This window comes from Microvirga sp. TS319, from assembly GCF_041276405.1.
GTDB lineage: Bacteria > Pseudomonadota > Alphaproteobacteria > Rhizobiales > Beijerinckiaceae > Microvirga.
The window spans coordinates 1,773,195-1,798,181 of record NZ_JBGGGT010000002.1 but is presented as its reverse complement, the minus strand read 5'-3'; the positions used below and the strand labels follow the sequence as shown (position 1 = coordinate 1,798,181).

At 65.6% G+C, this 24,987-nt stretch carries 23 protein-coding genes; 9 read left to right on the top strand and 14 right to left on the bottom strand.

What is annotated here, in order from left to right; all coding sequences use genetic code 11:
* Positions 1 to 103 precede the first annotated feature (103 nt).
* Both AB8841_RS17860 and AB8841_RS17855 read left to right on the top strand, forming a co-directional pair.
* A complete protein-coding gene (locus AB8841_RS17860; RefSeq protein ID WP_370439300.1) occupies positions 104 to 1,561 on the top strand; it encodes an MDR family MFS transporter in 1,458 nt (485 codons plus the stop codon).
* Between the two features lie 56 nt (positions 1,562 to 1,617).
* Positions 1,618 to 2,475: a dienelactone hydrolase family protein gene (locus tag AB8841_RS17855; RefSeq protein ID WP_370437164.1), complete on the top strand. Its 858-nt coding sequence runs from the start codon at positions 1,618 to 1,620 to the stop codon at positions 2,473 to 2,475.
* A gap of 201 nt (positions 2,476 to 2,676) precedes the next feature.
* Here the strand turns inward: AB8841_RS17855 and AB8841_RS17850 are convergent, their stop codons facing one another.
* The 6 genes from AB8841_RS17850 to efp form a co-directional block, all read right to left on the bottom strand.
* Entirely contained in the window at positions 2,677 to 3,084 is a 408-nt protein-coding gene (locus tag AB8841_RS17850; RefSeq protein ID WP_370437163.1) for a hypothetical protein, read from the bottom strand.
* A gap of 196 nt (positions 3,085 to 3,280) precedes the next feature.
* The gene (locus AB8841_RS17845; RefSeq protein WP_370437162.1) at positions 3,281 to 4,216 is read right to left on the bottom strand and encodes a Gfo/Idh/MocA family protein; all 936 of its coding nucleotides are present in this window, start codon (positions 4,214 to 4,216) and stop codon (positions 3,281 to 3,283) included.
* 47 nt (positions 4,217 to 4,263) lie between these two features.
* On the bottom strand, positions 4,264 to 4,956 hold the full coding sequence (locus tag AB8841_RS17840) for an RlmE family RNA methyltransferase (protein WP_370437161.1): 693 nt from the start codon (positions 4,954 to 4,956) through the stop codon (positions 4,264 to 4,266).
* The gene (locus tag AB8841_RS17835; protein WP_370437160.1) at positions 4,953 to 6,077 is read right to left on the bottom strand and encodes a Ppx/GppA phosphatase family protein; all 1,125 of its coding nucleotides are present in this window, start codon (positions 6,075 to 6,077) and stop codon (positions 4,953 to 4,955) included. Before AB8841_RS17835 ends, AB8841_RS17840 begins: the two co-directional genes overlap by 4 nt.
* Before the next feature lie 110 nt (positions 6,078 to 6,187).
* On the bottom strand, positions 6,188 to 7,372 hold the full coding sequence (locus AB8841_RS17830; RefSeq protein WP_370437159.1) for an aminotransferase: 1,185 nt from the start codon (positions 7,370 to 7,372) through the stop codon (positions 6,188 to 6,190).
* Positions 7,373 to 7,510: 138 nt separating this feature from the next.
* Positions 7,511 to 8,077: an elongation factor P gene (gene efp, locus AB8841_RS17825; RefSeq protein WP_370437158.1), complete on the bottom strand. Its 567-nt coding sequence runs from the start codon at positions 8,075 to 8,077 to the stop codon at positions 7,511 to 7,513.
* Positions 8,078 to 8,219: 142 nt separating this feature from the next.
* Between efp and epmA the strand changes: the two genes are divergently transcribed.
* Together epmA and AB8841_RS17815 are read left to right on the top strand one after the other, a co-directional pair.
* On the top strand, positions 8,220 to 9,284 hold the full coding sequence (epmA, locus tag AB8841_RS17820) for an EF-P lysine aminoacylase EpmA (protein ID WP_370437157.1): 1,065 nt from the start codon (positions 8,220 to 8,222) through the stop codon (positions 9,282 to 9,284).
* Positions 9,281 to 10,324, top strand: coding sequence for a lysine-2,3-aminomutase-like protein (locus AB8841_RS17815; RefSeq protein ID WP_370437156.1), 1,044 nt, complete (start codon positions 9,281 to 9,283; stop codon positions 10,322 to 10,324). The genes epmA and AB8841_RS17815 overlap by 4 nt, the downstream gene beginning before the upstream one ends.
* 161 nt (positions 10,325 to 10,485) lie before the next feature.
* Here the strand turns inward: AB8841_RS17815 and arfB are convergent, their stop codons facing one another.
* Positions 10,486 to 10,908, bottom strand: coding sequence for an alternative ribosome rescue aminoacyl-tRNA hydrolase ArfB (gene arfB, locus AB8841_RS17810; protein ID WP_370437155.1), 423 nt, complete (start codon positions 10,906 to 10,908; stop codon positions 10,486 to 10,488).
* A 158-nt stretch (positions 10,909 to 11,066) separates the two neighbouring features.
* Between arfB and AB8841_RS17805 the strand changes: the two genes are divergently transcribed.
* Positions 11,067 to 11,993 carry an AEC family transporter gene (locus AB8841_RS17805; RefSeq protein WP_370437154.1) on the top strand — a complete coding sequence of 309 codons (927 nt, stop codon included), beginning with the start codon at positions 11,067 to 11,069 and terminating at the stop codon, positions 11,991 to 11,993.
* 178 nt (positions 11,994 to 12,171) lie between these two features.
* Here the strand turns inward: AB8841_RS17805 and AB8841_RS17800 are convergent, their stop codons facing one another.
* Positions 12,172 to 12,384, bottom strand: coding sequence for a hypothetical protein (locus AB8841_RS17800; protein ID WP_370437153.1), 213 nt, complete (start codon positions 12,382 to 12,384; stop codon positions 12,172 to 12,174).
* 555 nt (positions 12,385 to 12,939) lie between these two features.
* Here AB8841_RS17800 and AB8841_RS17795 point away from each other — a divergent pair.
* Positions 12,940 to 13,185: a hypothetical protein gene (locus AB8841_RS17795; protein ID WP_370437152.1), complete on the top strand. Its 246-nt coding sequence runs from the start codon at positions 12,940 to 12,942 to the stop codon at positions 13,183 to 13,185.
* Positions 13,186 to 13,206: 21 nt separating this feature from the next.
* Here AB8841_RS17795 and dprA read toward each other — a convergent pair whose 3' ends face one another.
* The 5 genes from dprA to AB8841_RS17770 all read right to left on the bottom strand — a co-directional run bounded on the left by dprA (position 13,207) and on the right by AB8841_RS17770 (position 19,225).
* A complete protein-coding gene (dprA, locus tag AB8841_RS17790; protein WP_370437151.1) occupies positions 13,207 to 14,388 on the bottom strand; it encodes a DNA-processing protein DprA in 1,182 nt (393 codons plus the stop codon).
* A 5-nt stretch (positions 14,389 to 14,393) separates the two neighbouring features.
* Entirely contained in the window at positions 14,394 to 14,996 is a 603-nt protein-coding gene (gene plsY, locus AB8841_RS17785; RefSeq protein ID WP_370437150.1) for a glycerol-3-phosphate 1-O-acyltransferase PlsY, read from the bottom strand.
* 10 nt (positions 14,997 to 15,006) lie between these two features.
* The gene (locus tag AB8841_RS17780) at positions 15,007 to 16,299 is read right to left on the bottom strand and encodes a dihydroorotase (protein WP_370437149.1); all 1,293 of its coding nucleotides are present in this window, start codon (positions 16,297 to 16,299) and stop codon (positions 15,007 to 15,009) included.
* An 8-nt stretch (positions 16,300 to 16,307) separates the two neighbouring features.
* The gene (locus AB8841_RS17775; RefSeq protein WP_370437148.1) at positions 16,308 to 17,255 is read right to left on the bottom strand and encodes an aspartate carbamoyltransferase catalytic subunit; all 948 of its coding nucleotides are present in this window, start codon (positions 17,253 to 17,255) and stop codon (positions 16,308 to 16,310) included.
* Positions 17,256 to 17,638: 383 nt separating this feature from the next.
* Complete coding sequence (locus tag AB8841_RS17770; RefSeq protein WP_370437147.1) at positions 17,639 to 19,225, bottom strand: calcium-binding protein; 1,587 nt, start codon at positions 19,223 to 19,225, stop codon at positions 17,639 to 17,641.
* A 253-nt stretch (positions 19,226 to 19,478) separates the two neighbouring features.
* On the opposite strand from AB8841_RS17770, the gene AB8841_RS17765 reads away from it, so the two are divergent.
* From AB8841_RS17765 to AB8841_RS17755, 3 genes are all read left to right on the top strand, one after another.
* Complete coding sequence (locus tag AB8841_RS17765) at positions 19,479 to 21,116, top strand: isovaleryl-CoA dehydrogenase (protein WP_370437146.1); 1,638 nt, start codon at positions 19,479 to 19,481, stop codon at positions 21,114 to 21,116.
* Positions 21,117 to 21,254: 138 nt separating this feature from the next.
* A complete protein-coding gene (gene topA / locus AB8841_RS17760) occupies positions 21,255 to 23,987 on the top strand; it encodes a type I DNA topoisomerase (protein ID WP_370437145.1) in 2,733 nt (910 codons plus the stop codon).
* A 5-nt stretch (positions 23,988 to 23,992) separates the two neighbouring features.
* Positions 23,993 to 24,493 carry an MgtC/SapB family protein gene (locus AB8841_RS17755; RefSeq protein ID WP_370437144.1) on the top strand — a complete coding sequence of 167 codons (501 nt, stop codon included), beginning with the start codon at positions 23,993 to 23,995 and terminating at the stop codon, positions 24,491 to 24,493.
* A gap of 113 nt (positions 24,494 to 24,606) precedes the next feature.
* On the opposite strand, the gene AB8841_RS17750 is transcribed toward AB8841_RS17755, so the two are convergent.
* Positions 24,607 to 24,795 carry a hypothetical protein gene (locus AB8841_RS17750; protein WP_370437143.1) on the bottom strand — a complete coding sequence of 63 codons (189 nt, stop codon included), beginning with the start codon at positions 24,793 to 24,795 and terminating at the stop codon, positions 24,607 to 24,609.
* Positions 24,796 to 24,987 lie beyond the last annotated feature (192 nt).

Genomic DNA, 24,987 nt, shown 5'->3' with positions numbered 1-24,987 from the left:
GTTTCGCTTTCGCAAAGGGGCGAGGGACGCATTCTCAGAAGATCTGCCGTGCAGGAAACGGCTTTCCAAGATTTCCTAAGGGCGCTAAGTCCCTCCGGTCATGCTGCGCAAGGTCCGTCTTCTCCCCCTGATCATCGCCACCGCCCTGTTCATGGAAAACATGGACTCCACGGTGATTTCCACCTCACTCCCGATGATCGCCCTGGACCTGGGCACCGATCCGATCGCCCTGAAGCTCGCCCTCACCTCCTACCTGGTGAGCCTTGCCATCTTCATCCCGATTTCCGGCTGGATGGCCGACAAGTACGGCGCGCGGACCATTTTCACAGCCGCCATCGGCGTGTTCATGGCAGGCTCGCTCGCCAGCGCCGGCGCCCACTCGCTCGAAGGCTTCGTCATCGCCCGCTTCGTGCAGGGCATGGGCGGGGCGATGATGGTGCCGGTCGGGCGCCTCGTGATCCTGCGCAGCGTACCCCGCAACGAGGTGGTGCAGGCCATGGCGCTTCTGACCATCCCGGCCCTCATCGGCCCGGTGGTCGGCCCGCCTCTCGGGGGCTTCATCACCACCTATTTCCACTGGCGGTGGATCTTCTTCATCAACATCCCGATCGGCATCATCGGCATCATCCTCGGCACGATGTTCGTGCCGAACATCCGCGAGGAGGACACGCCGCCCCTCGACGTCGTGGGCTTCCTGCTCTCCGGCAGCGGCCTTGCCCTTCTGATGCTGGGGCTGGCTTCCGGCGGACGCCATCTCATCCCCGAGGAGGTGTCGCTCGGCTGCGTGGTCGGCGGTATCCTGTGTGTCGCGCTCTACGTCCGGCACGCGAAGCGGACGCCGCATCCGGTTCTGCGGCTCGATCTTCTCAAAGTGCCGACCTTCCGCATCAGCATCGTGGGCGGATCGCTGTTCCGGGTCGGCATCGGGGCGATTCCCTTCCTTCTTCCGCTGATGCTCCAGGTCGGGTTCGGCCTGAGCCCCGTCGCGTCGGGATCGCTCACCTTCGTGGCGGCCGTGGGCGCATTGTTCATGAAGACCATGGCCAAGCGCATCCTCGAGCGTTTCGGCTTCCACCGCGTCCTGACGATCAACGCGTTCATCGGGGCGGCCTTCGTGGCTTTCAACGGGTTCTTCACGCCCTCGACGCCCCATTGGCTGATCATGATCATCCTGCTGGTCGGCGGCTGTTTCCGCTCGCTCCAGTTCACGAGCCTGAACGCCATCGCCTTCGCGGAAGTGTCGAAGCGCGACATGAGCTATGCGACGAGCCTGTCGAGCGCGGCCCAGCAGGTGGCGCTGAGCATGGGCGTCGCCTTCGGCGCCTTCGTGGTCGAGGCCGTGGCCCACATGCACGGCAGGGCGGCCATCGCGGCGGAGGATTTCGGCCCAGCCTTCTGGGCCGTGGCGGCGGTCTCCGCCGTCGCGGGCTTCGCCTTCGCCCGCCTCGAACCCACGGCGGGCGCGGAAATGTCGGGTCACCGCGCCGTCGAACGGAAGCCCGCGGCCACGGGCCTCGGCGACGGCACTACAAATCTCGGTGAGGAGGTGGAACGCCGCTAGGGTTCAACGCTACCATCCTTCCCGGGGAGACCAGAGGGCCTCTCCAGGAGGCCTTCATGGATCAGCGCATCATCGACCTTTACGACGACTTCACCCATGGCGGCATGAACCGCCGCTCCTTCCTCGACAGGCTGGCGGCGCTCGCCGGCAGCTCCGCCGCGGCAACGGCCCTGCTGCCGTTCCTGCAGAACGACTACGCCATGGCGCAGACGGCCCAGGAAAACGATCCGCGGATCGCGGCCGCCATGGTCGACATTCCCGGCCCTCAGGGGCTCAAGGGCTATCTCGTGAAGCCGAAGGACGACAGCGGGAAGCTACCGACGGTCCTCGTCATCCATGAGAACCGCGGCCTCAACCCGCATATCAAGGACGTGACCCGCCGCATCGCGGCCGAGGGCTTCATCGCGCTCGGCCTCGACTATCTCTCCCCGATGGGCGGCACGCCCGAGGACGAGGACAAGGGCCGGGAGATGATCGGCCAGCTCAAGGCGCCGGACGTGATCGCCTGCGGCAAGGCGGCCGTCGCCTATCTGAAGGGCCTTCCCGACGGGAACGGCAAGGTCGGGGCCGTCGGCTTCTGCTGGGGCGGCGGGGCGGTCAACACGCTCGCCGTCAACGAACCCGATCTGAACGCGGGCGTCGCCTATTATGGCGGGCAGCCGAAGGCCGAGGACGTGCCGAAGATCCGGGCCGCCCTCATGCTCCACTACGGCGGCCTCGACGAGCGCATCAACGCAGGCATCCCGGCCTACGAAGCGGCGCTCAAGCAGGCGGGCAAGACCTACGAGATCTATGTCTACGAGGGCGCCAACCACGCCTTCAACAACGACACCAACGCGGCCCGCTACGACAAGGAAGCCGCCGGTCTCGCCTGGAGCCGGACGGTTGAGTTCCTGAAGAAGCATCTGGCTTGAGACCTCGCTCGTCGTTCCGGAGCTGCGCAGCGGCGTCCGGAATGACGAGCGATCGAACAACGCCCCTCAGCGCATCGTGCGGACCCAGCGGGCCGCGCCAGCAAAAAGTGGCCCTTCGGGTCCGCTCAAATGATGCGCTGATCTAAGAAGGGAGCATCGGATCGATCCCAAGAGTGGGATCCACTTTTCACGTCCGATGCTCTAGCCTTTCAGATGGGTGTTGCATTGCGAATAGTAGCCGCCGCCCTTCTCGATCCACTTCAAGCCGCCATTGCTTGTCCCACCGGAGGCCTGATTGGCCTTATATTGATCGAGGCAGGTATGCATCCGGGCTTTCCCGGCCGATTCAGTCGAGTATTTTGATGAAACCGACGTCGGGAAGACCACATTGCCGCGCACTGCCGGAGCGGTGGGTTGCGCCGTGGACGGCTTTGCCTGGGGCGGAGGGGTAACAGCCCCGGTTGTCGCCGGCGCCGCCGTCTCTCCGCACTGCGCCTTGCGGAAATCGTTCCACTTCATCGCTCCGAGGGTTCCGGCCGTCTGGGCGGCCTTATACTTGGCGCTGCACTCCTTCATCGTCAGGGCAGAAGCCGGGGCCGAATAAGCCATGACACATCCGGCGGTACCGGCCAGAATCGCAGAGAAAATCAAGTGCCGTTGCATGATCAAACCTCCCGCACGCTCGTGCGCGCCCGATCCGGCAGGAGCCCATCGCGTCGCGATCAAGCGGACGCTTCCTGCCCGATCGGGCTGCGCTCGTTACAATCATGCCTGAACAGCTGAATCGGTTCCGCGGCAGGCCTCATTAATCCTCGAACGCTTCGACCTGCACGCGTCTGCCGATCATGAAAGCGTCCGCCACCAGGCGGAATGGGGCGTCGTCGACCTCGGAGCGGCCGAGGGTGAGAAGCGCATCGAAGCGCCGATAGATGCCCTGGTACTCGGCAGGCTCCTCCTGCACCACGAGCCGGCCGTCGATTTCCAGGCAGCTGCCGCCATGCGAGAGCTTGAGGGCAAAGCCCGCTTCCGTTTCGACTTCGATGTCCCAGGTCTGCGGACCGGTCTGACGCCAATCGAAGACCGCCTGGAGGTCGCCGTCCGCGTGGCCCGTCTGAAGCTGCAGCGTGGCGGCGATCGGCGCGTCCTTGTTGGCCGGGAATTCCAGATCGGCCGTTTTGATGAAGACCGGCTCGGGCATGATGCGGGTCACGATGGAGAGGGCGTTGATGCCGGGATCGAACACGCCGAAGCCGCCAGCCTCCCAGATCCATTGCTGGCCCGGATGCCAATGGCGCACGTCTTCCTTCCAGGTGACCTGGAGGCGCTTGATGGACCAGCCGGCGAGCGCCTTCTTGGCCTCCCCAACCGCCTTGTTGTATTGGGCGTGCCAGGTGGTGAAGACGGTCTTGCCCTGCTTCTCGCCCAGATGCCGCAGGTCCTCCAGCTCGCTCAGAGTGGCGGCGGGCGGCTTTTCCAGGAGCACGCTCTTGCCGGCCAGGAGCGCCTCGCGAGCGATCTGGTGGCGCACCTGCGGCGGGGTGCAGATCGAAACCGCCTCCACGTCCTTGAGGCCCAGAAGGTCGCGGTAGTCCCGGAAGGTATATTGGGCGTCATGATCGGTCAGCCCACGCGTGCTCGAAACCGCCAGAAGCTCGAAATTCGGATTGGCCCGGATGGCCGGCAGGTGCTGGTCCTGCGCGATCTTGCCGAGGCCGATGATGCCGATCTTGTGCGTGGTCATGGGCGTGGTCTTTCCATGGAGCAACGGCCACGCCCTGCGCGTGGCCCTTATGAGGTCCGTTCCGTCGCACCCCGAAAACCGGTCGCCAGCACATAGAGTTCCGCCGAATCCGCCCGGCTGGCCGCAGGCTTCACGTGGCGAACCACGGCGAAGTCGCGCTTGAGATCCGTCAGGAGCTGGTTTTCCGTGCCGCCCTGGAACACCTTGGCGAGAAACGCGCCCCCGGGAGCCAGAATCTCACGGGCGAAGTAGATCGCGGCCTCCGCGAGCCCGATGATGCGCAGATGGTCGGTCTTCTTGTGGCCGGTGGTGTTGGCGGCCATGTCGGACATCACGACGTCGGCGGGGCCGCCCAGCAGCTCGATGAGCTTGCCCGGGGCGCTCTCGTCCAGGAAGTCGAGCTGGATGAACTCCACCCCCGCCATGGGGTCGATGGGCAGAAGGTCGATGCCGACGACCTTGCCTTTCGGCCCCGCCGTCTTGGCCGCGATCTGGGACCAGCCGCCGGGCGCAGCGCCAAGATCCACGACGCGCTGGCCAGGCTTGAGAATGTGATATTTCTCGTCGATCTCCAAAAGCTTGAAGGCCGCGCGCGAGCGGTAGCCCTCGCGCTTCGCGCGGGCGACATAGGGATCGTTGAGCTGGCGCTCGAGCCATTTCTGCGAGGAGAGGGAGCGCTTGTTCGCCGTCTTCACGCGCTGCTTCAGGTTGCGGACACCCGAGCCGGACTTGGTGCTCACCGTCGGCCTCCCTCCCGCCATACGCTGTCCTCTCTCATCATCTTCATCAGAATTCCTTCGCGTAAGCCCCGGTCCGCGATGCGCAGGCGATCCGAAGGGAAGGCCCGGCGGATCGCCTCGAGAATGGCGCAGCCGGCCAGGACCAGATCGGCCCTCTCCCGGCCGATGCATGGATTGTCGGCCCGCTGCTGAAAATTGGAATGCAGCAGGCGGTTCATCACTGTCGAGATCTCGCGGTTGCGCATCCACATCCCATCGACCTTGCGCCGGTCATAACGGGCGAGACCCAGGTGAATCCCCCCTACGGTGGTCACGGTTCCCGACGTGCCGAGGAGATGGAAGTTCCTGGCCCGTCCCGCCTCGGCCGCCACGAGGGCGAAATCCATGAGGAGCTCGGAGACCTCCTCGACCATTCCCTCGAAGCTCTCGGGCGTCACGTCAACCCCGCCATGACGCTCGGCGAGGGTCACGACGCCGACCGGCAGGGAATCCCACGCGCGGATGCGCTTGCAGGGATCGGCGAAGGCATGCGGCGCCTGGCCGTCGAGCCACGCGATTTCCGTCGATCCGCCGCCGATATCGAAGATGATCGCCGATTGCGCCTTCGGATCGACCAGCGCCGCGCAGCCCGTCACGGCCAGATAGGCCTCCGTCTTGCGGTCGACGATCTCGAGATCGAGCTCCAGGTCTTTGCGGACGCGCTCGATGAACGAGAGACCGTTCTCGGCGAAGCGGCAGGCCTCCGTGGCCACCAGCCGCGCGCGGATCACCTCCTTGGCGACCATCTTGTCGCGGCACACGCGAAGCGCCTCGATGGTCCGCTCGATGGCATCCTGGCTCAGGGCGTTGCCGAGGCCGAGCCCCTCGCCGAGCCGGACGATTCGCGAGAAAGCGTCCGTGACGCGGAACCCGAAATGCGCGGGCTCCGCAATGAGGAGGCGGCAATTGTTGGTGCCGAGATCGAGCGCAGCATAGCTTCGGGGCGGACGCCTTCTCACATCCCGCCGGATCCATGTCGCCGAATGCCCGGATGTCCATGCCGAGGCGCTTCCGGCCCCGGCAGATGGGGCCGCGCGTCGATCTCTCTCCTCGGTCGTCGCATCGGCTTTCACGGTCAACATCAAATCCCTGGGCATTCCAGCGGAACGCCGGTGTTCCGTTTAGAGTAACAACCGGCGACTGGATCTGCCAAGGGTTGCGACGCAGATTGTGGCCGCCCCTTCCCGGAGCGTCAGAGAGCCAGGCCCTTCAGGCGGTCCGTGAGAGTGGCCAGAACATGGGCGCCCACATTGGCGACCGCGATGCGCAGATGTCCGTCCTGACCGGGACCGAAATAGCTGCCGGGAAGGCATAAAACGCCCCGCTCGGTCGCCAGTTTCTCCGCCACGGCCTGGGCCTTCGCGCCCTCGAAAGGATGCCGCAGATAGGCGAAATAGGCGCCCACCGATTCGATGCGCCACTCCGGAAGCGGCGCCAGCGCCTCCCGAAAAACCTGTGCACGCCGGTTGATCTCGGCCCGGTTTTCCTCGCGCCAGGCGCGCAATCCGTCGATCGCCCAGGGCAAGACGGCCTGAGCCGCCCGAGGCGCGCAGATCTGGATGCAGTCGAGAATCTTGGCGATCTGCTCGACGAGTGCGGCATCCGCCGTGATCGCCCCCATGCGGTGCCCCGGAATCGCATAGGATTTCGAGAAGGAATAGAGCTGGATCACGTTCCGGCGCCAAGCCTCGCCGGTGAAGAGCCCATGCGCGCGGTTCATGCCCTGAGGCAGGAAGTCACGGTAAGTCTCGTCGATCACGAGATAAATGCCGCGTCTGGCGCACAGCTCCGCAAAGCTCTCGACGACGTGAGCCGGATAAACGGCCCCGGTCGGGTTGTTCGGCGTGACGAGAACGACGGCGCGGACCTTCTCGTCGATGAGCGCCTCGGCATCCTCCAGGAGCGGAACGAAGCCGTTCTCCGGCCGGCACGGCAGCGGGCGCGGCTCGACCCCGAGCATGTCCAGGCTCATCTGGTGATTGAAGTACCAGGGCGTCGGCAGAAGCACCGCGTCGCCCCGCCGGGCGAGCAGCATCATGGCGACGAAGAAGGCCATGTTGCAGCCTGCCGTGATGGCCGTGTCGGCTGCCTCGATGCGCCCCTCGTAGAGGCGCGACAGCTCCTCCGCATAGGCCTGCCTCAGGCCCGGATCCCCGTTGATCGGTCCATATTGCGAGGTCGCGGGCTCGCCCGCGACCGAGGCGAGACGCTCCAGGAAGCTCGCGTGCGGCGCATTTCCGGGAACCGCCTGGGAGAGATTGATCAGAGGCCCGTAGGACCCGTCGTAGCGACGCGTCCAGCTCTGCGCCTCCGGAATCGGGGGGCTGCCGACATCGGCCACGAGGGAATTGATGGGTGCGAAGAGACCGCCGGCCATGGGATTCAGGCTCCGAACAAGGAAAAGGCAGGGACTCCGGTGAAACTCGACCGAAATGCCCTGCCCCGCAAGGTGTATTGGCGGCGTCCCCGTCATGCCCCGCCCAAGGCGGGCATGACGGGGATGGCGGAAGGAACCTTAGTCCTTCGCGCGCTCCACGTAGGAGCCGTCTTCCGTCATGATCACGACGCGGGTGCCGGCCGTGATGTGCGGCGGCACCAGGGTGCGCACGCCGTTGGACAGGATGGCGGGCTTGTAGGACGAGGAGGCCGTCTGGCCCTTCACCACCGGCTCGGTCTCGACGATCTCGAGGGTGATGCGGGCGGGCAGCTCGATGGCGATCGGCACGCCGTTGTGGGTCGAGAGCATCACGGCCATGCCTTCCTGAAGGTAAGGCTTCAGATCGCCGATGATGTCATCAGGAACCGCGACCTGCTCGAAGGTCTCCGGGTTCATGAAGTGGAAGCCTTCGCCGTCCTCGTAGAGATAGGTGTGCTCGCGATCCTCCACGAAGGCGCGCTCGACCTGCTCGGTGGTGCGGTAGCGCTCGGAGACCTTCACGCCGTCGGAGATGCGGCGCATGTCGAGCTGGGTGACGGGCGTGCCCTTGCCGGGGTGGATGTTCTGGGCGGTGAGCACGACATAGAGCCTGCCGTCGATGTCGACGACATTGCCTTTGCGGAGCGTAGAGGCGATGACCTTCACGGGAAGCGTTCCTTGTGACAGATAGGAGGCGCGTCGCGAGGCCAGCAGCCCAGTCCCGGCGACGCCGAAATTCGGTTTCGCTGCCGCAACTAGCCTATCTCGGCGAAAATCGCCAGCCTGACGTGTGAGGAAGTCTTTCCCGATGGACAACGCCACGCCTGCCCCCTCCCCCTGGTGGACACCCCATGTCCATGCGGATCGCCGCCCTTTCCTCCTGGGGCGGAACCGGATTCAGGCGGCGTTCCGCGGCTTCTTCGGAGCCCGCGACTTCGTGGAGGTGGACACGGCCGCGCTTCAGGTTTCCCCCGGCAACGAGGCGCATCTCCACGCCTTCGCCACGCAGGCCGTCGGGCATGGCGGGACGAGAACGCCCCTCTACCTCCACACCTCTCCGGAATTCGCCTGCAAAAAGCTGCTGGCCGCGGGCGAGACGCGGATTTCGTGCTTCGCTCATGTCTACCGCAACCGGGAGCGGGGCCCCCTCCACCATCCGGAATTCACCATGCTCGAATGGTACCGGGCGGGGGAAGGCTACGAGACCCTCATGGCGGATTGCGCGGCCCTGCTGGCGCTCGCCGCCGAAACGGCGGGCACCCGCACCCTCGCCTACAGGGGCAGACAGACCGATCCCTTCCAGGAGCCGGAGCGCTTGAGCGTAGCCGAGGCCTTCCGGCGCTTTGCCGGAATCGACCTCCTCGCCACCATCGACCGGAGCGGCGCGACGGACCGGGACCATCTGGCCGCGCGCCTCCGCGAAGCCGGCATACGCGTGGCGGAGGACGACACCTGGTCCGACCTCTTCAGCCGCGTCATCGTGGAGCGGATCGAGCCGCATCTCGGCCTCGGCCGCGCCACGATCCTCGACGAATACCCGGTGGCCGAGGCGGCGCTCGCCCGGCCGACGGCCCGCGACCCGCGGGTGGCCGAGCGGTTCGAGCTTTACGCCTGCGGCGTCGAGCTGGCGAACGCCTTCGGTGAATTGACCGACCCGGACGAGCAGCGGCGCCGGTTCGAGGCGGAGATGCGGGAGAAGATGCGGGTCTATGGAGAAAGCTACCCCCTGGACGACGATTTCCTAGCGGCCCTGAGCGGGATGCCGGAAGCCAGCGGGATCGCGCTCGGCTTCGACCGCCTCGTCATGCTCGCCACCGGGGCTTCGCGAATCGATCAGGTGATGTGGGTTCCCGTGCCGGAGACAGACCATTGAGCACCCTTCGCACCCCGGCCGAACTGGCAAAGGCCGGATTGATCGCCCCCGAGCAGGTGCCCGGGATCGCCCGCGTGGCGGATCGCTACGCCGTCGCGATCAGTTCCGCCATGGCCGACCTGATCGACAAGGCCGATCCGAACGACCCGATCGCGCGTCAGTTCGTTCCCGATACCGCCGAGCTCGCGACGGCACCGGAGGAGCGCGAGGACCCCATCGGCGATCTCGCTCACTCCCCGGTCGAGGGCATCGTGCACCGTTATCCCGACCGCGTGCTCCTGAAGGCCGTGCATGTGTGCCCGGTGTACTGCCGCTTCTGCTTCCGGCGCGAGATGGTGGGGCCGCAGGGCCTCGGCACCCTCGCCCCGGAGGCCTTGGACAAAGCCTTCGCCTATATTGCCGGGCATCCGGAGATCTGGGAGGTGATCCTCACCGGAGGCGACCCGATGGTGCTCTCGGCCCGGCGCCTGGCCGAGCTGATGCAGCGCCTTTCCGCGATCGAGCACGTGAAGATCGTCCGCCTGCACACCCGCGTCCCGGTGGTCGAGCCGGAGCGGATCGACGAGGCACTGATCGCGGCCCTGAAGGCGTGCGGCAAGACCGTGTACGTGGCGGTTCATGCCAATCATCCGCGCGAACTCGCGCCCGCTGCGCGCGCCGCCTGCGGGCGGCTCGTGGAAGCGGGCATCGTCATGCTCAGCCAGTCGGTGCTGCTCAAGGGCGTCAACGACGATCCGGACACGCTCGCCGCACTCATGCGCGCCTTCGTGGAGACGCGCATCAAGCCCTATTACCTGCACCATCCCGACCTCGCTCCCGGAACGGGCCATTTCCGCCTGTCTCTCGACGAGGGGCGCGCGCTCGTGGCCGGTCTGCGCGGGCGCATCTCGGGGCTGTGCCAGCCGACCTACGTCCTCGACATTCCGGGAGGCTACGGGAAGGCCGCGATCGCCCCCGACACCGTCGCCGAGAGGGACGGATGCCAGACGGTGGCGGATTTCCGGGGCCGCCGGCACGTCTATCCGCCGGCCGAATCCTGATCTAAGCGCATCGTGCGGACCCAGCGGGCCGCGCTAGCGAAAAGTGGACCCGGTATTCGCTGACGCGGCCCTTCGGGTCCGCTCACAACGATGCGCTCTTTCCAAGACGGGAGCATCGGATCCAATCCCAAAAGTGGATTCCACTTTTCACGTCCGATGCCCTAGTCGTAGCCGGGCTTGGACGTGCGCCCCTTCTTGATTTCGGAGCGCCGCCCCTTGGCCTCGAGCCTGCGTTTCTTGGACGCAAGGGTTGGACGCGTGGGCCGTCTCGGCTTCGGACGCTCCGTCGCCTGGCGGATCAGCTCGACCAGACGGTTCACCGCGTCCTCGCGGTTGCGCTCCTGCATGCGGAAGCGCTGCGCCGTGATGATCAACACGCCCTCATTCGTCAGCCTTTTTCCGGCGATCCGCTCCAGGCGCGCCTTCACATCCTCCGGCAAGGACGGCGAGCCGCGCACGTCGAAGCGCAGCTGGACGGCGGTTTCCACCTTGTTGACGTTCTGCCCGCCCGGGCCCGAGGCGCGGATGAAGCTCTCCTGAATCTCGGCTTCATCGAGCGCGATGCTGTTCGTCACCTGGATCATGCGGGCCTCGCGAGGGACAGGAAGAAAAGGAAATGGGGCGTGGGTCGGTCCTGACCAATGAGGGCAGATCCCGCACTTGTCGAGCTTGGGAATTCGCTTTAAGCGCCTGATACCGTCCAGCTGTCGAGCCAGTCCGGCCCGGCCTCCCAAGCGCTCCCATGTCCGCCGTTTTCGCCAGCCTTATCCCGACCTTCCTGATCATCGCAACCGGCTGGCTCTGCCGCATCACGGGTTTCGTGAACGACCAGCAATGGTCCGGCCTGGAGCGCGCGACCTACGTGATCTTTTTTCCCGCCCTCATCGTCGATACGCTTGCCCGGGCGGATCTGGCATCCGTCCCGGTGCTCGGCGTCGGGGGAGCCCTCGTCGGCGCCATCCTGTTCATGGCGGGCCTCATGCTGGCCCTGAGGCCCGTACTCGAGCGCTATGCGTCCCTCGACGGTCCGAGCTTCACCTCGGTGTTCCAAGGGGCGACGCGGTGGAACACGTTCGTGGCGATCGCCGTTGCGGGAAGCCTGTTCGGAGAGCGCGGGATCGCCCTGATCGCGGTCGCCATCGCGGCCATGGTGCCGCTCTTGAATCTTCTCGCCTTCTACGTGTTCATCCGCTTCGCCGGCCGGCCGCGGCAGAGTCCCAAGGCCATCCTTCGCTCGTTCGCCACGAACCCTTTCATCTGGTCCTGCGCCCTTGGCCTTTCGCTCAACCTCCTCGCTCCGCCGCTGCCGAAGCCCATCGTCTCCTATATCGACCTGATGGGGCGGGCCTCGCTGGCGGCGGGCCTGCTGATCGTCGGAGCCGGGCTCGACCTTCGCCGCCTTGCCAAGCCTGGCCTTCCGCATGCCCTAGCATCGGCCTGCAAACTGCTTCTCATGCCGCTCATCGCGGTGCTCTTCGCCCATTATGCGGGGATCGGCGGCAACGACCTGCTCGTCACGATCATCGCGGCCTCCGTTCCGACCGCCGCGGCCGGTTACGTGCTGGCGCGCCAGATGGGCGGGAACGCGCCGCTCATGGCCGAGATCCTGACCCTGCAGACCCTCATCGCCATGATTTCCATGCCGATTTTGATCGGGATCCTGGGTTGAGGACGGGGCCTTTCGTGACCTCTGATTTTTCCGGAAGAGAACGCTTCGTAACGTGCATGCCACTGTTGAGACCGGTCGTCCCAACAAACGCTCCCGCGTCGTTTCCCGATCGTTCCGAGAACCAGAAACACCCCGCCGGCCGGAGCCAGCAGGGCTTTAATCTATGCACGGGTTGATGTCAGGCAGAGACCATCTCGCGGGCACACGTGCATTCCATAGATGACGGATTGATGCTGCTCTCACGGCTGACGGAGACCATCACGATCGCGTCGGTTGCAAGGCTGCGGAACCCCTCCTTGATGTCTTCCGGCGCCCTATCCCAGGTTTGCTCATCATTCTCGACGCTAAAAAATGCGCGAGCAACATGTTCAATTTGCTGGTCCAGACCCATCACGGCTCCTCCGAAGTGCCTCTTCGAGTATTAAACTCCTATCGCAACGTTTATTTCCTTATGCCCTATGGCTTAGACCGTACGGTCTAGCGCATCGTGCGGAAAAGTGGACCCGGTATTCGCTGACGCGGCCCTTCGGGTCCGCAATGAACGATGCGCTGCTCTAAGAAGGGAGCATCGGACGCGGGACATGGATGTGCGCTTTCGGGATCGATGCCATGCTCCCTTCTCGACGAGCGCATCGTTGCGAGGAGGGCCGAAGGGCCACGCTCGTGAAAGCCGGGCCCGCAGGATGGGGTGGTAACGCCCCATCCTTGTGCGTTCGATGCCCTGGTTTCGGACCTTGTTGGGCAAGGCCGGCGCCCAGGGCGGAGCGGACGGCTCCTCGGACTTTCGCAAGCACTGTTGCCACTGTAGGTCTTGCCCTGTTGATTTCTCGTCTCGGTTGGTCCTCACAGCGAGAAATACAACTTATGATTACATAATGATCACTTGTTTCATTTACAGTTGCATTGATAATGGGCTCCTGTAAAACAGAAGCACAGTCGCATCCAGATGACCAAACCTCCAATCTCCGGCCTTCCCGCCCCCTTGCCCCAGGACGATGAGTTCGCGGGCGGCATCTCAGTCGCCGGCCGGGATGCCAAAGGCGCAGCCGAGACGGCGCGGTATATCGCGGAATTCACCGCGGAGCTGTCCTATCTCGCGCGGAGGGAACGTCTCGATCTGCTGGCCTACCTCCTGGACATGGCAAGGCTCGAAGCGGCGCGGGCCATCCAGGCCGATGCCCGGAAACGGTAGCTCAGGGACCAGGGGCAACCGTCATGGGGTCAGCGAGACTGCGTTGCCGCCATGGCGCTCCAGCCGTCCCGCGATTTCGAGTTCGAGCAGGGTCATCTGAACGGTCCGTATCGGAAGCCCGGACTGACGCACCAGATCGTCGACGGCGATCGGCGAAGGGCCGAGGAGCGCGATGAGACCGAGGGCGGCATCCATCCCGCTCTCGTCGATGCCGGGGGCAGGCGAGACGGAGCCTTTCGGCGCCCGGGGAATGTCCGGCAGATCGAGCTCGTCCCACAATTCCTCGGTATCCAGGGCGTGATGCGGCTCTTCCGCGCCGGGCTCCGTGCGGGGCCCTGAGGCGATCAGCGGTTCGAGCACGCTCGTGACGTGCTCGACGGAGGCGCAGAGGGTAGCCCCGTCCCGGATGAGGTCGTTCGTTCCCTCGGCGCGAGGGTCAAGGGGAGATCCCGGCACGGCGAAGACCTCCCGTCCCTGCTCCAGGGCGAAACGGGCGGTGATCAGAGAGCCGGAGCGGCGCGCCGCCTCGACGACTACGACCCCGTAGGAGAGGCCGGAGATGATTCGGTTGCGGCGCGGAAAATCGCGCCCGCGCGGCTCCCACCCCATCGGCATTTCGGAAACCACAGCCCCGCCCTGCTCGACGATGGCGCGCAGGAGCGGCTCGTTCTCGGACGGATAGACCTTGTCCTGCCCGCCGGCGAGCACCGCCACCGTGCCGGTCTGAAGCGTGGCCCGATGCGCCCGCGTATCGACGCCACGCGCAAGGCCCGAGACGACCACGTAACCGGCCTCGCCCAGCTGTCGGGACAGGCGCTCGGTGAAGGTGAGCCCCGAGGCGGAGGCATTGCGGGACCCGACCATGCCGACGGATGGCCGCGCGAGCACGTCCATGGAGCCGCGCACGCCGATCAGCGGCGGCGCGGTATCGATGGCCTGCAGGGTCTTCGGGAAGTTCGGCTCGCCCATGGCGACGAAGCGCACGCCAAGGCGTGCGGCGGCGGCCATTTCCTTCTCGGCCTCCGCCCGGCTCGTCACCTTCAGGGAAGGCCGCCCGCCGCGCCGCGCGAGATCGGGCAGGGCCTCGAGCGCTGCGGATGCGCCGCCGAATTTGTTGATCAGGGCGCGGAACGTTCGCGGCCCCACATTCTCCGACCGGATCAGCCGGAGCCAGTCGAGGCGCTGTTCGTCCGTCAGCTCCACGGTTTTCAGCCCTTCTGGCCGATCTTGCCTTCCGTCCCGGCAACGAGCCGGGTGATGTTCTCGCTGTGCTTCCACCACAGAAGCGCCACGAGGATCACCACCATGCCGGCGAGCGCGGGCTGGCCCAGAAGCCACAGGGCGACCGGGGTCGCGGCACTCGCGACGAGGGCCGAGAGGGACGAATAGCGCGACGCGAAGGCCACGCCCAGCCAGATCGCCGCGAAGATCAGCGCGGCGATCCAGTTCAGGCCGATCAACACGCCGATGAACGTGGCGACGCCTTTGCCACCCTTGAAGCCGAGCCAGACCGGAAAGAGATGGCCCAGAAAGGCACCGAGCGCGGCCACGCTGGCCGCGTGCTCGCCCCATCGGGCTGCGATCAGCACGGCGGCGGTACCCTTCAGGGCGTCGCCCAAAAGGGTCGCGACGGCAAGACCCTTCCGGCCGGTGCGCAGGACGTTGGTCGCGCCGATATTGCCCGACCCGACCTTGCGGATGTCGCCCAGTCCCGCCATGCGGGTAAAAATCACCCCGAACGGGATGGAGCCCAGGAGATAGCCGAAGACCAGGGCTCCGAGCAGGTACAGCATGTTCACTTCGTCGGACATTCGCGTCTCGTCACGTTGGGCGGCGGTCGAACGCGATCCTGCCCGCAACCATCGTGATCGTCACCTGCCCTTCCAGACGGGCCTCGTCAAAAGGCGAGTTCTTAGACAGGGATTTCAGATCGCGCTTGTCGAGCACGTAGGGCGCCTCCGGATCGAACAGGATGAGGTCGGCGGGAGCGCCGATCTTCAGCCGTCCGGCCGGCAACCCTAGGATTTCCGCGGGTTTCGTGGTCATCGCGCGCAAGAGCTTTGGGAGTGAAATGCGGTCCGAATGAACGAGACGGAGCGCCGCGGAGAGCAGCGTTTCGAGCCCGACGGCCCCGTTGGCGGCCTCGGCGAAGGGCAGGCGCTTGTTCTCCACATCCTGTGGATTGTGGTCCGAGACGATCACGTCGACAGTCCCGTCGGCCAAGGCCTCGATCATCGCCTGCCGGTCGTCCTCGTGCCTCAGGGGCGGCGAGAGCTTCAGGAAGGTGCGGTAATCCCCGATGTCGTTCTCGTTGAGCGAGAGATGATTGATGGAGACGCCGCAGGTCACCGGCAAGCCCCTCGCCTTCGCGGCCCGGACGATCTCCGCCGAATCGGCGGTCGAGATCATGGCGGCATGGTAGCGCGCCCCGGTGAGGCGCACGAGGCGCATGTCGCGCTCCAGCATGATGGTCTCTGCCTCGCGGGGAATGCCCGGCAGGCCGAGGCGGGACGAGAACTCACCCTCGTTCATCACCCCCTGCCCGACGAGATCCGGATCCTCCACGTGGTGAACGATCAGCGCGTCGAAATCGCGGGCATAGGTGAGCGCACGGCGCATCACCTGCGCGTTGGTGACGGAGCGCGCGCCATCGGTGAAGGCGATCGCCCCCGCCTCCTTGAGCCGCCCGATCTCAGCCATCTCCTCGCCCATGAGGCCCTTGGTGAGGGCCGCGGCCGGCAGGATGTTCACGACGGACGTATCGCGCGCCCGGCGCACGATGAAGTCGATCACCGCCGGGTCGTCGAGCACGGGGCTCGTATCCGGCATGGACACGACGGTCGTCACGCCGCCGGCGGCGGCCGCCTCGCCGGCGCTTTTCAGCGTTTCCCGATAGGGCCCGCCCGGCTCGCCAATGAAGGCTCGCATGTCGATGAGCCCGGGGCTCAGCACCTGACCGCCGCAATCGATCACATCTGCATCGGCGGCCTGGGCGAGTTGCGGCCCGAGATCCCGGATGACGCCGTCGCGGACCAGGAGGCCGCCCGCCTCCTCGCGCCCGGTATCGGGATCGACGAGGCGTGCGTTCTTGAAGAGAAGTGGTTTCAGGCTCATCGCGCGTCTCACCCGTTCGGCAAATGGCTCGCGAGAGCCTCGAGCACCGCCATGCGGACGGCCACGCCCATCTCGACCTGTTCGCGGATCAGCGACTGCGTGCCGTCCGCCACGTCGGAGGAAATCTCAACGCCCCTGTTCATGGGGCCGGGATGCATCACGAGCGCGTCCGGCTTGGCGTAGGAGAGCTTTTCCTGGTCGAGGCCGTAGAAGCGGAAGTACTCCTTAACGGAGGGCACGAAGGAGCCGTTCATGCGCTCCCGCTGAAGGCGCAGCATCATCACGATATCGGCGCCTTCCAGACCCTTGCACATGTCGGTGTAGGTCGGGAAGCCGAGTCGCTCGATGCCGGGCGGAAGGAGATTCGTGGGCGCGACGAGGCGCACCTGCGCTCCCATGGCGGCGAGCAGGATCATGTTGGAGCGCGCCACGCGGGAATGCAGGATGTCGCCGCAGATCGCAACCGTCAGGCCCTCGATCCGTCCCTTGTTGCGGCGGATGGTCAGGGCATCGAGAAGCGCCTGGGTCGGATGCTCGTGCGCGCCGTCGCCCGCGTTCACGACCGCGCAATCGACCTTCCGGGCCAGGAGATGGACCGCGCCGGCCGCATGATGGCGCACGACGATGATGTCGGGGCGCATGGCGTTGAGGGTCGCGGCGGTGTCGATCAGCGTCTCGCCCTTCTTCACCGAGGAAGAGGCCACCGCCATGTTGAGCACGTCGGCGCCCAGGCGCTTGCCAGCGATCTCGAAGGACGATTGCGTGCGGGTCGAGGGCTCGAAGAAGAGATTGATCTGCGTCCGCCCGCGAAGGGACGTTTTTCGCTTCTCGATCTGCCGGCTCACCTCGACCTGATCGTCGGCCAAATCGAGAAGCGCCTGTATGTCCAAAGGAGACAGCCCCTCGATTCCGAGGAGATGCCGGTGAGGAAAAACGGTTCGGGGGGTGTCGCTCATGTTAAGCGATGGGCTATAGGGGAAGTCGGCGGAGGCGACAAGCCGGCATTGGACCTCAGGGGTCTTTGCCCAGGCCCCTGCGCGCGATTGTCCCGCCCACGGCGCGAGCGCAAAGGACCCCGGAGGCATGCGCCAGAACCCTCCGCCGTCTCACCGCCTCTCGTGTCATCCCTGCGCAGGCGAGGATCCTATCCGCGACGCCCCAGAAAGCGCACAGCGGCATCCGCTAGCCACTCTCCGTACCATCGGCAGGGTACCATCGGCAGGACGTTTCCCAGGCTCAGCGCTTCAGCGCCGATGGCCCGCGCAGGCTTCCGACACGGTCGAACGGCAAAGCCCCGGCAGCACCCTGCCAGGGCTCAGGCCGGGAGTCGGGCGCGGCCTCAGCTGACGATGAAGTCGCTGGAGGTGATGACCTTGTCCTTGCCGATATTGGCAAACACCACCTGGCCGCCGGCCTTGTTGCCGTTCGAGTCGTACCAGAGGTCGCCGGTCGCCTTGTTGTAGCCGATATGGTCATTGCCATCCTTGGCCACAGCGCCGAGCCTGAAGAAGCCAGAGCCGAGCGTGCCGGTCGTCTTGAGCGCCGTGAACACGGCGTTCTCCAGCTGGATCGTGTCGTCGGTCCTGTTCCAATCCATGATCTGGTCCTTGTTGGATTGGGTGCTCGCGGCTTTGTCGAACACGAAGACGTCGCGACCGGCCCCACCAAAAATTTTGTCGTTGCCGGACCCGCCTTTCAGGGTGTCGTTGCCGGCAAGCCCCTTGATGGTGTCGTCGTACCGGCTGCCGGTGACGGAGTTGCTCCCGGCGGTTCCCGTCCAGCCGACCGTGACATGATCTCCTGCCGCGATCCGGATGGACCCGAGGGCAGCAAGTTGAGCGGAGGTGAGAGCGATCGCATTCGTCGTCGAGTCCAGGACGTCGACTCCGCTTGTGGCGAGCCTTGCGAGCTGAGTCGCCGTGAGCTTGGCGAGATTCGCGCCGCTATCGGCGACGGTCACGGTGTCGTCGGCCGCGAAGATCATGCGCGAGCCTGCAACGGCCGCGGCTTTCGCGAAGGTGAGAACGACGTTGGGGGCCTCCTCCGGAGCATCGAGCTTGTCCACGCCCTTGGTACCGAGCGCCGCAAGCTGACCCGCCGAGAAGTCCCCGATCGAACCGGAAACGGTGACGCTGTCTTCCGGCGCATAACGCGGACCGGCAAGAGCCAGATCCGAGGCTTGAAAGAAGTTAAGGGTCACCGGGCCGTCGTCGGCATGGAGAAAATCGACGCCGATCTTGGAAAGGTAATCGAGCTGGGTGTCTGAAAGACGGGCGAGTTGACTGGCGGCGCCGGTCACCGACACCTTGTCCGCCGTCGCGAACTTGACGGACGGGTCAAGCACGCCCTGGCCAAGTTCCCGGACCTTCTCCCAGGTCAGGCTGATCTCGCCGCCCGAGGTACCGTCGGTGACATCGATGAGGGTCACACCCTGGGACTTCAATCGGCCGAGTTCAGTCGGGGAAAGCGAGTTGATATTGGCGCTCGTGTCCAGGAGGGTCACGGCAACGCCATCCATGATCCCATCATTCATCACATTGAGATTTGCCGATGCCCTGAGCTGCTCCACGGAGAAGACGATCGTGCCGGTCGATCCCGCATCGAGGAGCCTAAAGCCCCTTGCCCCCAGCGTCATGATCTGTCCCGGGGTCAGGGCGGAGATGAAGGCGGCCGTTTCGCTCAGCGTGCCGCCACCGCCATTCGGATTGAAGGAAATACTCGTCTTGAGGAGGGCAGTGACCATCTCCCAATCCCAGCTGAAAGGGGACAACGCCGAAAAGCCGATGGCTCCGTTCGCGGCCAATGTGCTGATGTCGTTCGGCGTCATCTTCTGGAAATTGATGCCCTGATCCGACACGATGATCGGGGCCTCATGGTCAATACGCACGAGGGCTTCGGCGATCGTCAGAATGATAGGGTCCGCCATTGTCAACTCCTTCCCGGATTCACTCACGAGACAAGGGAAACTCTTGGTTCGCCTAAGGCATGGAGCCTTCCCGGTCTACTCTTCAAAGATATAGCATTACGTTTCATCGGTGTCTGTGTGGGAATGCACGCTTCGGAAAGGAGTCCTATGCGCGGCCCGATTATTCGAAGCATGGACCCTTCGCGCTCGGGCGGCGGGTACCGGCCCTTCCCTGCCGCCCTAGAATAGAAGGGCGCATTCGGAGGCCGCTGCCGTGCCGCACCTTCCCGACACTCATGAGATCTTCAACCAGACTCCCCCCTTCGGCGACGTGAATCTGATCGCGGGCGACCGTCCTCTGCTGGACGCTCTCGGGAGCAACGGGGTAGATCCCGAGGCCGAAGGGCTGATCGCCTTCGGCGAGGCCTGGGGCAGCGCCGAGCGGCTCGACCTCGGACGGCTCGCCAACGAGAACCCGCCGAAGCTGCGCACGCACGATGCGCGCGGCTACCGGATCGACGCGGTGGAGTTTCACCCGGCCTATCACGCGCTCATGCGGGCGAGCATGGCGGATGGGCTTCATTCCTCGACCTGGGACGAGCCGCGATCGGATCACGCGTATGCAGCCCGTGCGGCCAGGATCTACACCGTGGCGGGGGTCGAAAGCGGCCATGTCTGCCCGATCACCATGACCCATGCCGCGGCGGCGGCGCTCGCCGCCTCCCCGGCCCGGCTGAAGGAATGGCTGCCGCGGATCCGGTCCCGGGACTACGATTCGCGCTTCATCCCCTTCTGGGAGAAGAGTTCCGTCACCCTCGGAATGGGCATGACCGAGAAGCAGGGCGGAACGGACGTGCGCGCCAACACCACCCGCGCCGTTCCGACCGCCGGCGACGAATACGCGATCACCGGGCACAAATGGTTCATGTCCGCGCCCATGTGCGACGCCTTTCTGGTGCTGGCCCAGGCGCCGGGCGGTCTCACCTGCTTTCTCCTGCCCCGCTTCCGGCCCGACGGGTCCTTGAACGGGCTTCGCCTTCAGCGTCTGAAGGACAAGCTCGGCAACCGCTCCAACGCCTCCTCCGAGGTCGAGTTCGTGAACGCGTTCGGCTGGCGCATCGGCGAGGAGGGAGCGGGCGTGCGCACCATCATCTCCATGGTGCAGCTCACGCGCCTCGATTGCGCGGTCGCGTCCGCCGGGCTCGTGCGCATGGGCCTGACCCTTGCCATGCACCACGCCCGGCATCGCACCGTTTTCCAGAAGAAGCTCATCGACCAGCCCGCCATGCGGATGGTGCTCGCCGATCTTGCCCTGGAGAACGAGGCCATGACGGCGCTCGCCTTGCGCGCGGCCCACAGCTTCGATCTCGCCGCCCGGGACGGGCATGAGGCGGCCTATGCCCGCCTCGTGACGCCCGCCGCCAAGTTCGGCATCTGCAAGGCCGCGCCACGCCTCATCTACGAGGCCATGGAGAGCCTGGGCGGCAACGGTTACGTAGAGGAAAGCCCCCTGCCCCGCCTCTACCGGGAGGCCCCGGTCAACGCCATCTGGGAGGGCTCCGGCAACGTGATCGCCCTCGACCTCCTGCGGGCCGAGGGGCGCGACCCGGAACTCGCAGCCTCCGTTCTGGAGCGGCTCATGGCCGATGCCGGAGGCCTCCCGGGAGCCTCCGAGGCGGCCCGGGACATCGTCCTGGCCCTGCAATCGCCGGACGCGGAGGCCAAGGCCAGATTCGTCGCCGACCGTCTCTTTTCCCTCGCCGCCGCCGGGGCCCTCGCCCGCTCGGCTCCACGCTCCATCGCGGAATCCTTTGCCCTCACCCGGCTGGCGCGGCCGGCCCGGATCATCGGCGCCAACGAGCTGGGGGAAGCGGTCGAACCCTTGCTGGAGCGGGCTTTCCTCACCAAATAACGGTGGAGGGGAAAGGGCCGATTTGACTTGTCCTCAATCATCAACCACTTATCGCGCCTCTGACGGTCAGAACCGACCGCAGCCTCCGGTCACCAAAAGTTTGAGCATCCGCTCGCGGCCATCTACGGGAAGTCGCCCATGAAAGTCGTCGTCGTCGAGTCGCCTGCAAAGGCCAAGACGATCAACAAATATCTCGGCAAGGATTACGAGGTCCTGGCCTCCTTCGGGCATATCCGCGATCTGCCCGCCAAGGACGGTTCGGTCGACCCGGATGCCGATTTCCGCATGATCTGGACGCTCGAGGACAAGGGCTCGAAGCGGGTCTCCGAAATCGCCAAGGCGATCAAGGGCGCCGAGAAGCTCATTCTCGCCACCGACCCGGACCGCGAGGGCGAGGCGATTTCCTGGCACGTGGTCGAAGCTCTGCGCGAGAAGCGCGCCCTCAAGGACCTGCCGGTCGAGCGCGTGACCTTCAACGCCATCACCAAGGACGCCGTGCAGACGGCGCTCCGTCAGCCGCGCGAGATCGATCAGGCGCTGGTGGACGCCTACATGGCCCGCCGCGCCCTCGACTATCTCGTGGGCTTCACCCTGTCGCCCGTCCTCTGGCGCAAGCTGCCCGGAGCGCGCTCGGCCGGACGCGTGCAGTCGGTGGCGCTCCGCCTCGTCTGCGACCGCGAACTGGAGATCGAGACCTTCAAGGCGCGCGAATACTGGTCGCTGATCGCGACGCTCGCCACGAAGGACGGCGCGGTGTTCGACGCGCGCCTCGTCGGGGCCGACGGCAAGAAGATCCAGCGTCTCGACATCGGCAACGGCGAGGACGCCGAGGCCTTCAGGAAGGACCTGGAGCTGGCGACCTTCTCGGTCGCGAATGTCGAGGCCAAGCCCGCCAAGCGCCATCCCTATCCGCCGTTCACCACCTCGACCCTGCAGCAGGAGGCCTCGCGCAAGCTCGGCCTCGCGCCGGCGCAGACCATGCGCATCGCGCAGCGCCTCTACGAGGGCGTCGATATCGGGGGCGAGACGGTGGGCCTGATCACCTATATGCGTACGGACGGCGTCGACATGGCGCCCGAAGCCGTGCAGGCCGCCCGGCAGGTGATCGGCAAAGAATACGGCGACCGCTACGTGCCGGCCGCTCCGCGCAAATACTCCACCAAGGCCAAGAACGCGCAGGAAGCGCACGAGGCCATCCGTCCGACGGACATGAGCCGCCTGCCGAAGGCCGTGGCGAAGTACCTGGAGCCCGAACAGGCCCGCCTCTACGACCTCATCTGGACCCGCACCGTGGCGAGCCAGATGGAATCGGCCGAGCTCGAGCGCACCACCGCCGACATCGCCGCGCAGGTGGGTCCGCGCAAGCTCGACCTTCGCGCGACGGGTCAGGTCGTGAAGTTCGACGGCTTCCTCACGCTCTACAACGAGAGCAAGGACGACGAGGCGGACGAGGATGAGGGCCGCCTGCCGCCCATGAAGGCGAGCGACCCGCTGGAGCGCCGCCGGATCAACGCGACCCAGCACTTCACCGAGCCGCCGCCGCGCTATTCGGAGGCCTCGCTCGTGAAGCGCATGGAGGAACTCGGCATCGGCCGTCCCTCCACCTATGCCGCCGTGCTCCAGACCCTGCGCGACCGCGAATATGTGAAGATCGAGAAGAAGCGCCTCGTTCCCGAGGACAAGGGCCGCATCGTCACCGCCTTCCTGGAGAGCTTCTTCCGCCGCTACGTGGAATACGATTTCACGGCGGACCTGGAGGAGCAGCTCGACCGAGTCTCGAACAACGAGATCGACTGGAAGCAGGTGATGCGCGACTTCTGGGGCGACTTCTCGGCCGCCATCGGCGAGACGAAGGAGCTGCGCACCGCGGAGGTGCTGGACGCGCTCAACGAGCTGCTCGGCCCCCACATCTTCCCGGACAAGGGCGACGGATCGAACCCGCGCACCTGCCCGACATGCGGCACGGGCCAGCTCTCCCTCAAGCTCGGCAAGTTCGGCGCCTTCATCGGCTGCTCGAACTACCCCGAATGCAAATACACCCGCCAGCTCGCCGCCTCCGGCATCGACGGCGACGGGGAAGGCTCGTCCGAAAACGGCGGTCAGCCCGGCGTGAAGGTCCTGGGCGAGGATCCGGAGACCGGACAGCAGGTGACCCTGCGCGACGGCCGCTTCGGCCCCTTCGTGCAGCTCGGCGAGAGCGAGAGCGAGGGCGAGAAGCCCAAGCGATCCTCCCTACCGAAGGGCCTTGCGCCCTCGCAGGTGGATCTGGAAAAGGCGCTCAAGCTTCTCTCGCTGCCCCGTCACGTGGCGACGCACCCGGAATCGGGCGAGCCGATCCTGGCGAGCATCGGCCGCTACGGGCCTTACGTGCAGCACGGGAAGACCTATGCCAATCTGGGCCCCGGCGACGACGTGCTGGAGATCGGCGCCAATCGTGCCATCGACCTGATCGTCGCGAAGGAAAGCGGTGGCGGCAACGCCCGCCGCGCCGCCGATCCGGGCCGTCCGCTGGGTGACGACCCCGAATCGGGCAAGCCCATCGTGGTGAAGGCCGGGCGCTTCGGTCCCTACGTCACCGACGGCGAGACCAACGCCACCCTGCCGCGGACGATGGCCGCGGAAGCGGTGACGCTGGACGAGGCCATCGAGCTGCTGAAGGTCCGCCGGGCGGCAGGCCCGTCCAAGAAATCCGCCCGCGGCCGCAAGGCTCCTGCCAAGAAGGCCGCCGTCGCGAAGAAGGCTCCCGCCAAGAAGGCAGCGGCCAAGACCGCGGTGAAGAAGACGGCGGTAAAGAAGACGGCCGTAAAGACGGCGGCGAAAAAACCCGCAGCCAAGAAAGCACCGGCGAAGAAGGTTGCAGAAGGCGGTTGAACGCGATGAACGAGTGGGTGTCCTGGCTCCTCGTAGGTCATTCCGACAAGGTCGAGATTCTGCTGCGCCTGTGCGTGGCGGCGATCGCGGGAATGGCCGTGGGGATCAACCGGGACATCCGCAACAAGCCCATCGGCATGCGGACGCTCGGCCTCGTGGCGCTGGGCTCCGCAACCGTGATTCTCTCAGGATCCGTCTATGAGGGACTGAACTATGGGCAGGACGCCGTGAGCCGTGTCGTTCAGGGGATCCTGACGGGCCTCGGCTTCCTCGGCGCCGGAGCGATCATCAAGGCCCGGGACGGCACGGACGTTCAGGGCCTCACCACCGCCTCCACGGTCTGGATCGCGGCGGCCCTCGGCGTGACCGCGGGCCTCGGCGCCTGGTTCATTACCTTTGCCGGAACGGTGATGACCCTGCTCGTCCTGATTCTCGGCAAACCTCTCGAGAGCTGGCTCACGCGCCTGTTCAGGGGCGGAGAGGAAACCGTGCGGGACGACGGTTAGCGCATCGTGCGAAAAAGTGGGAACCGGTTTTTCGCGAGAACGATGCGCTCTTTCCAAGAGGGCAACATTGGATTCAATGCCAAAAGTGCAAGTCTACTTTTGGGTCCGATGCTCTAATTAAAGGCGTAGCCCAGCCCCAGAACGGCGAACGCCGCGATCGACAGCCACAGCAGGCTCGGGCCGAGAGAACCGCTCTTCGCGGCAGGCGTGGCGTCGGGCTCGTCGAAGGCGAAGGCTTCTCCGGCAGTGCGCGCCGCGCGGTCCAGGTGAAGTTGCTGTGCCGATCCGATCGTCGTGCGCATCGCCGCCCTCGTTCTCCGTTAAGCCCATGCTTATCCAGCCAACGTGAATGGTAACTAAACAGTTCCTGATGACAGGTGAAAGACATCCTTTAGGGGCAGCCGCGATACTGTCCCCGAACCCGGGTTCCCAAGACGCAGTTTTTGTGGCTTGTGACCCTATACCGCCTTCTCGTTTCCGTTTTGTTCTCGTAT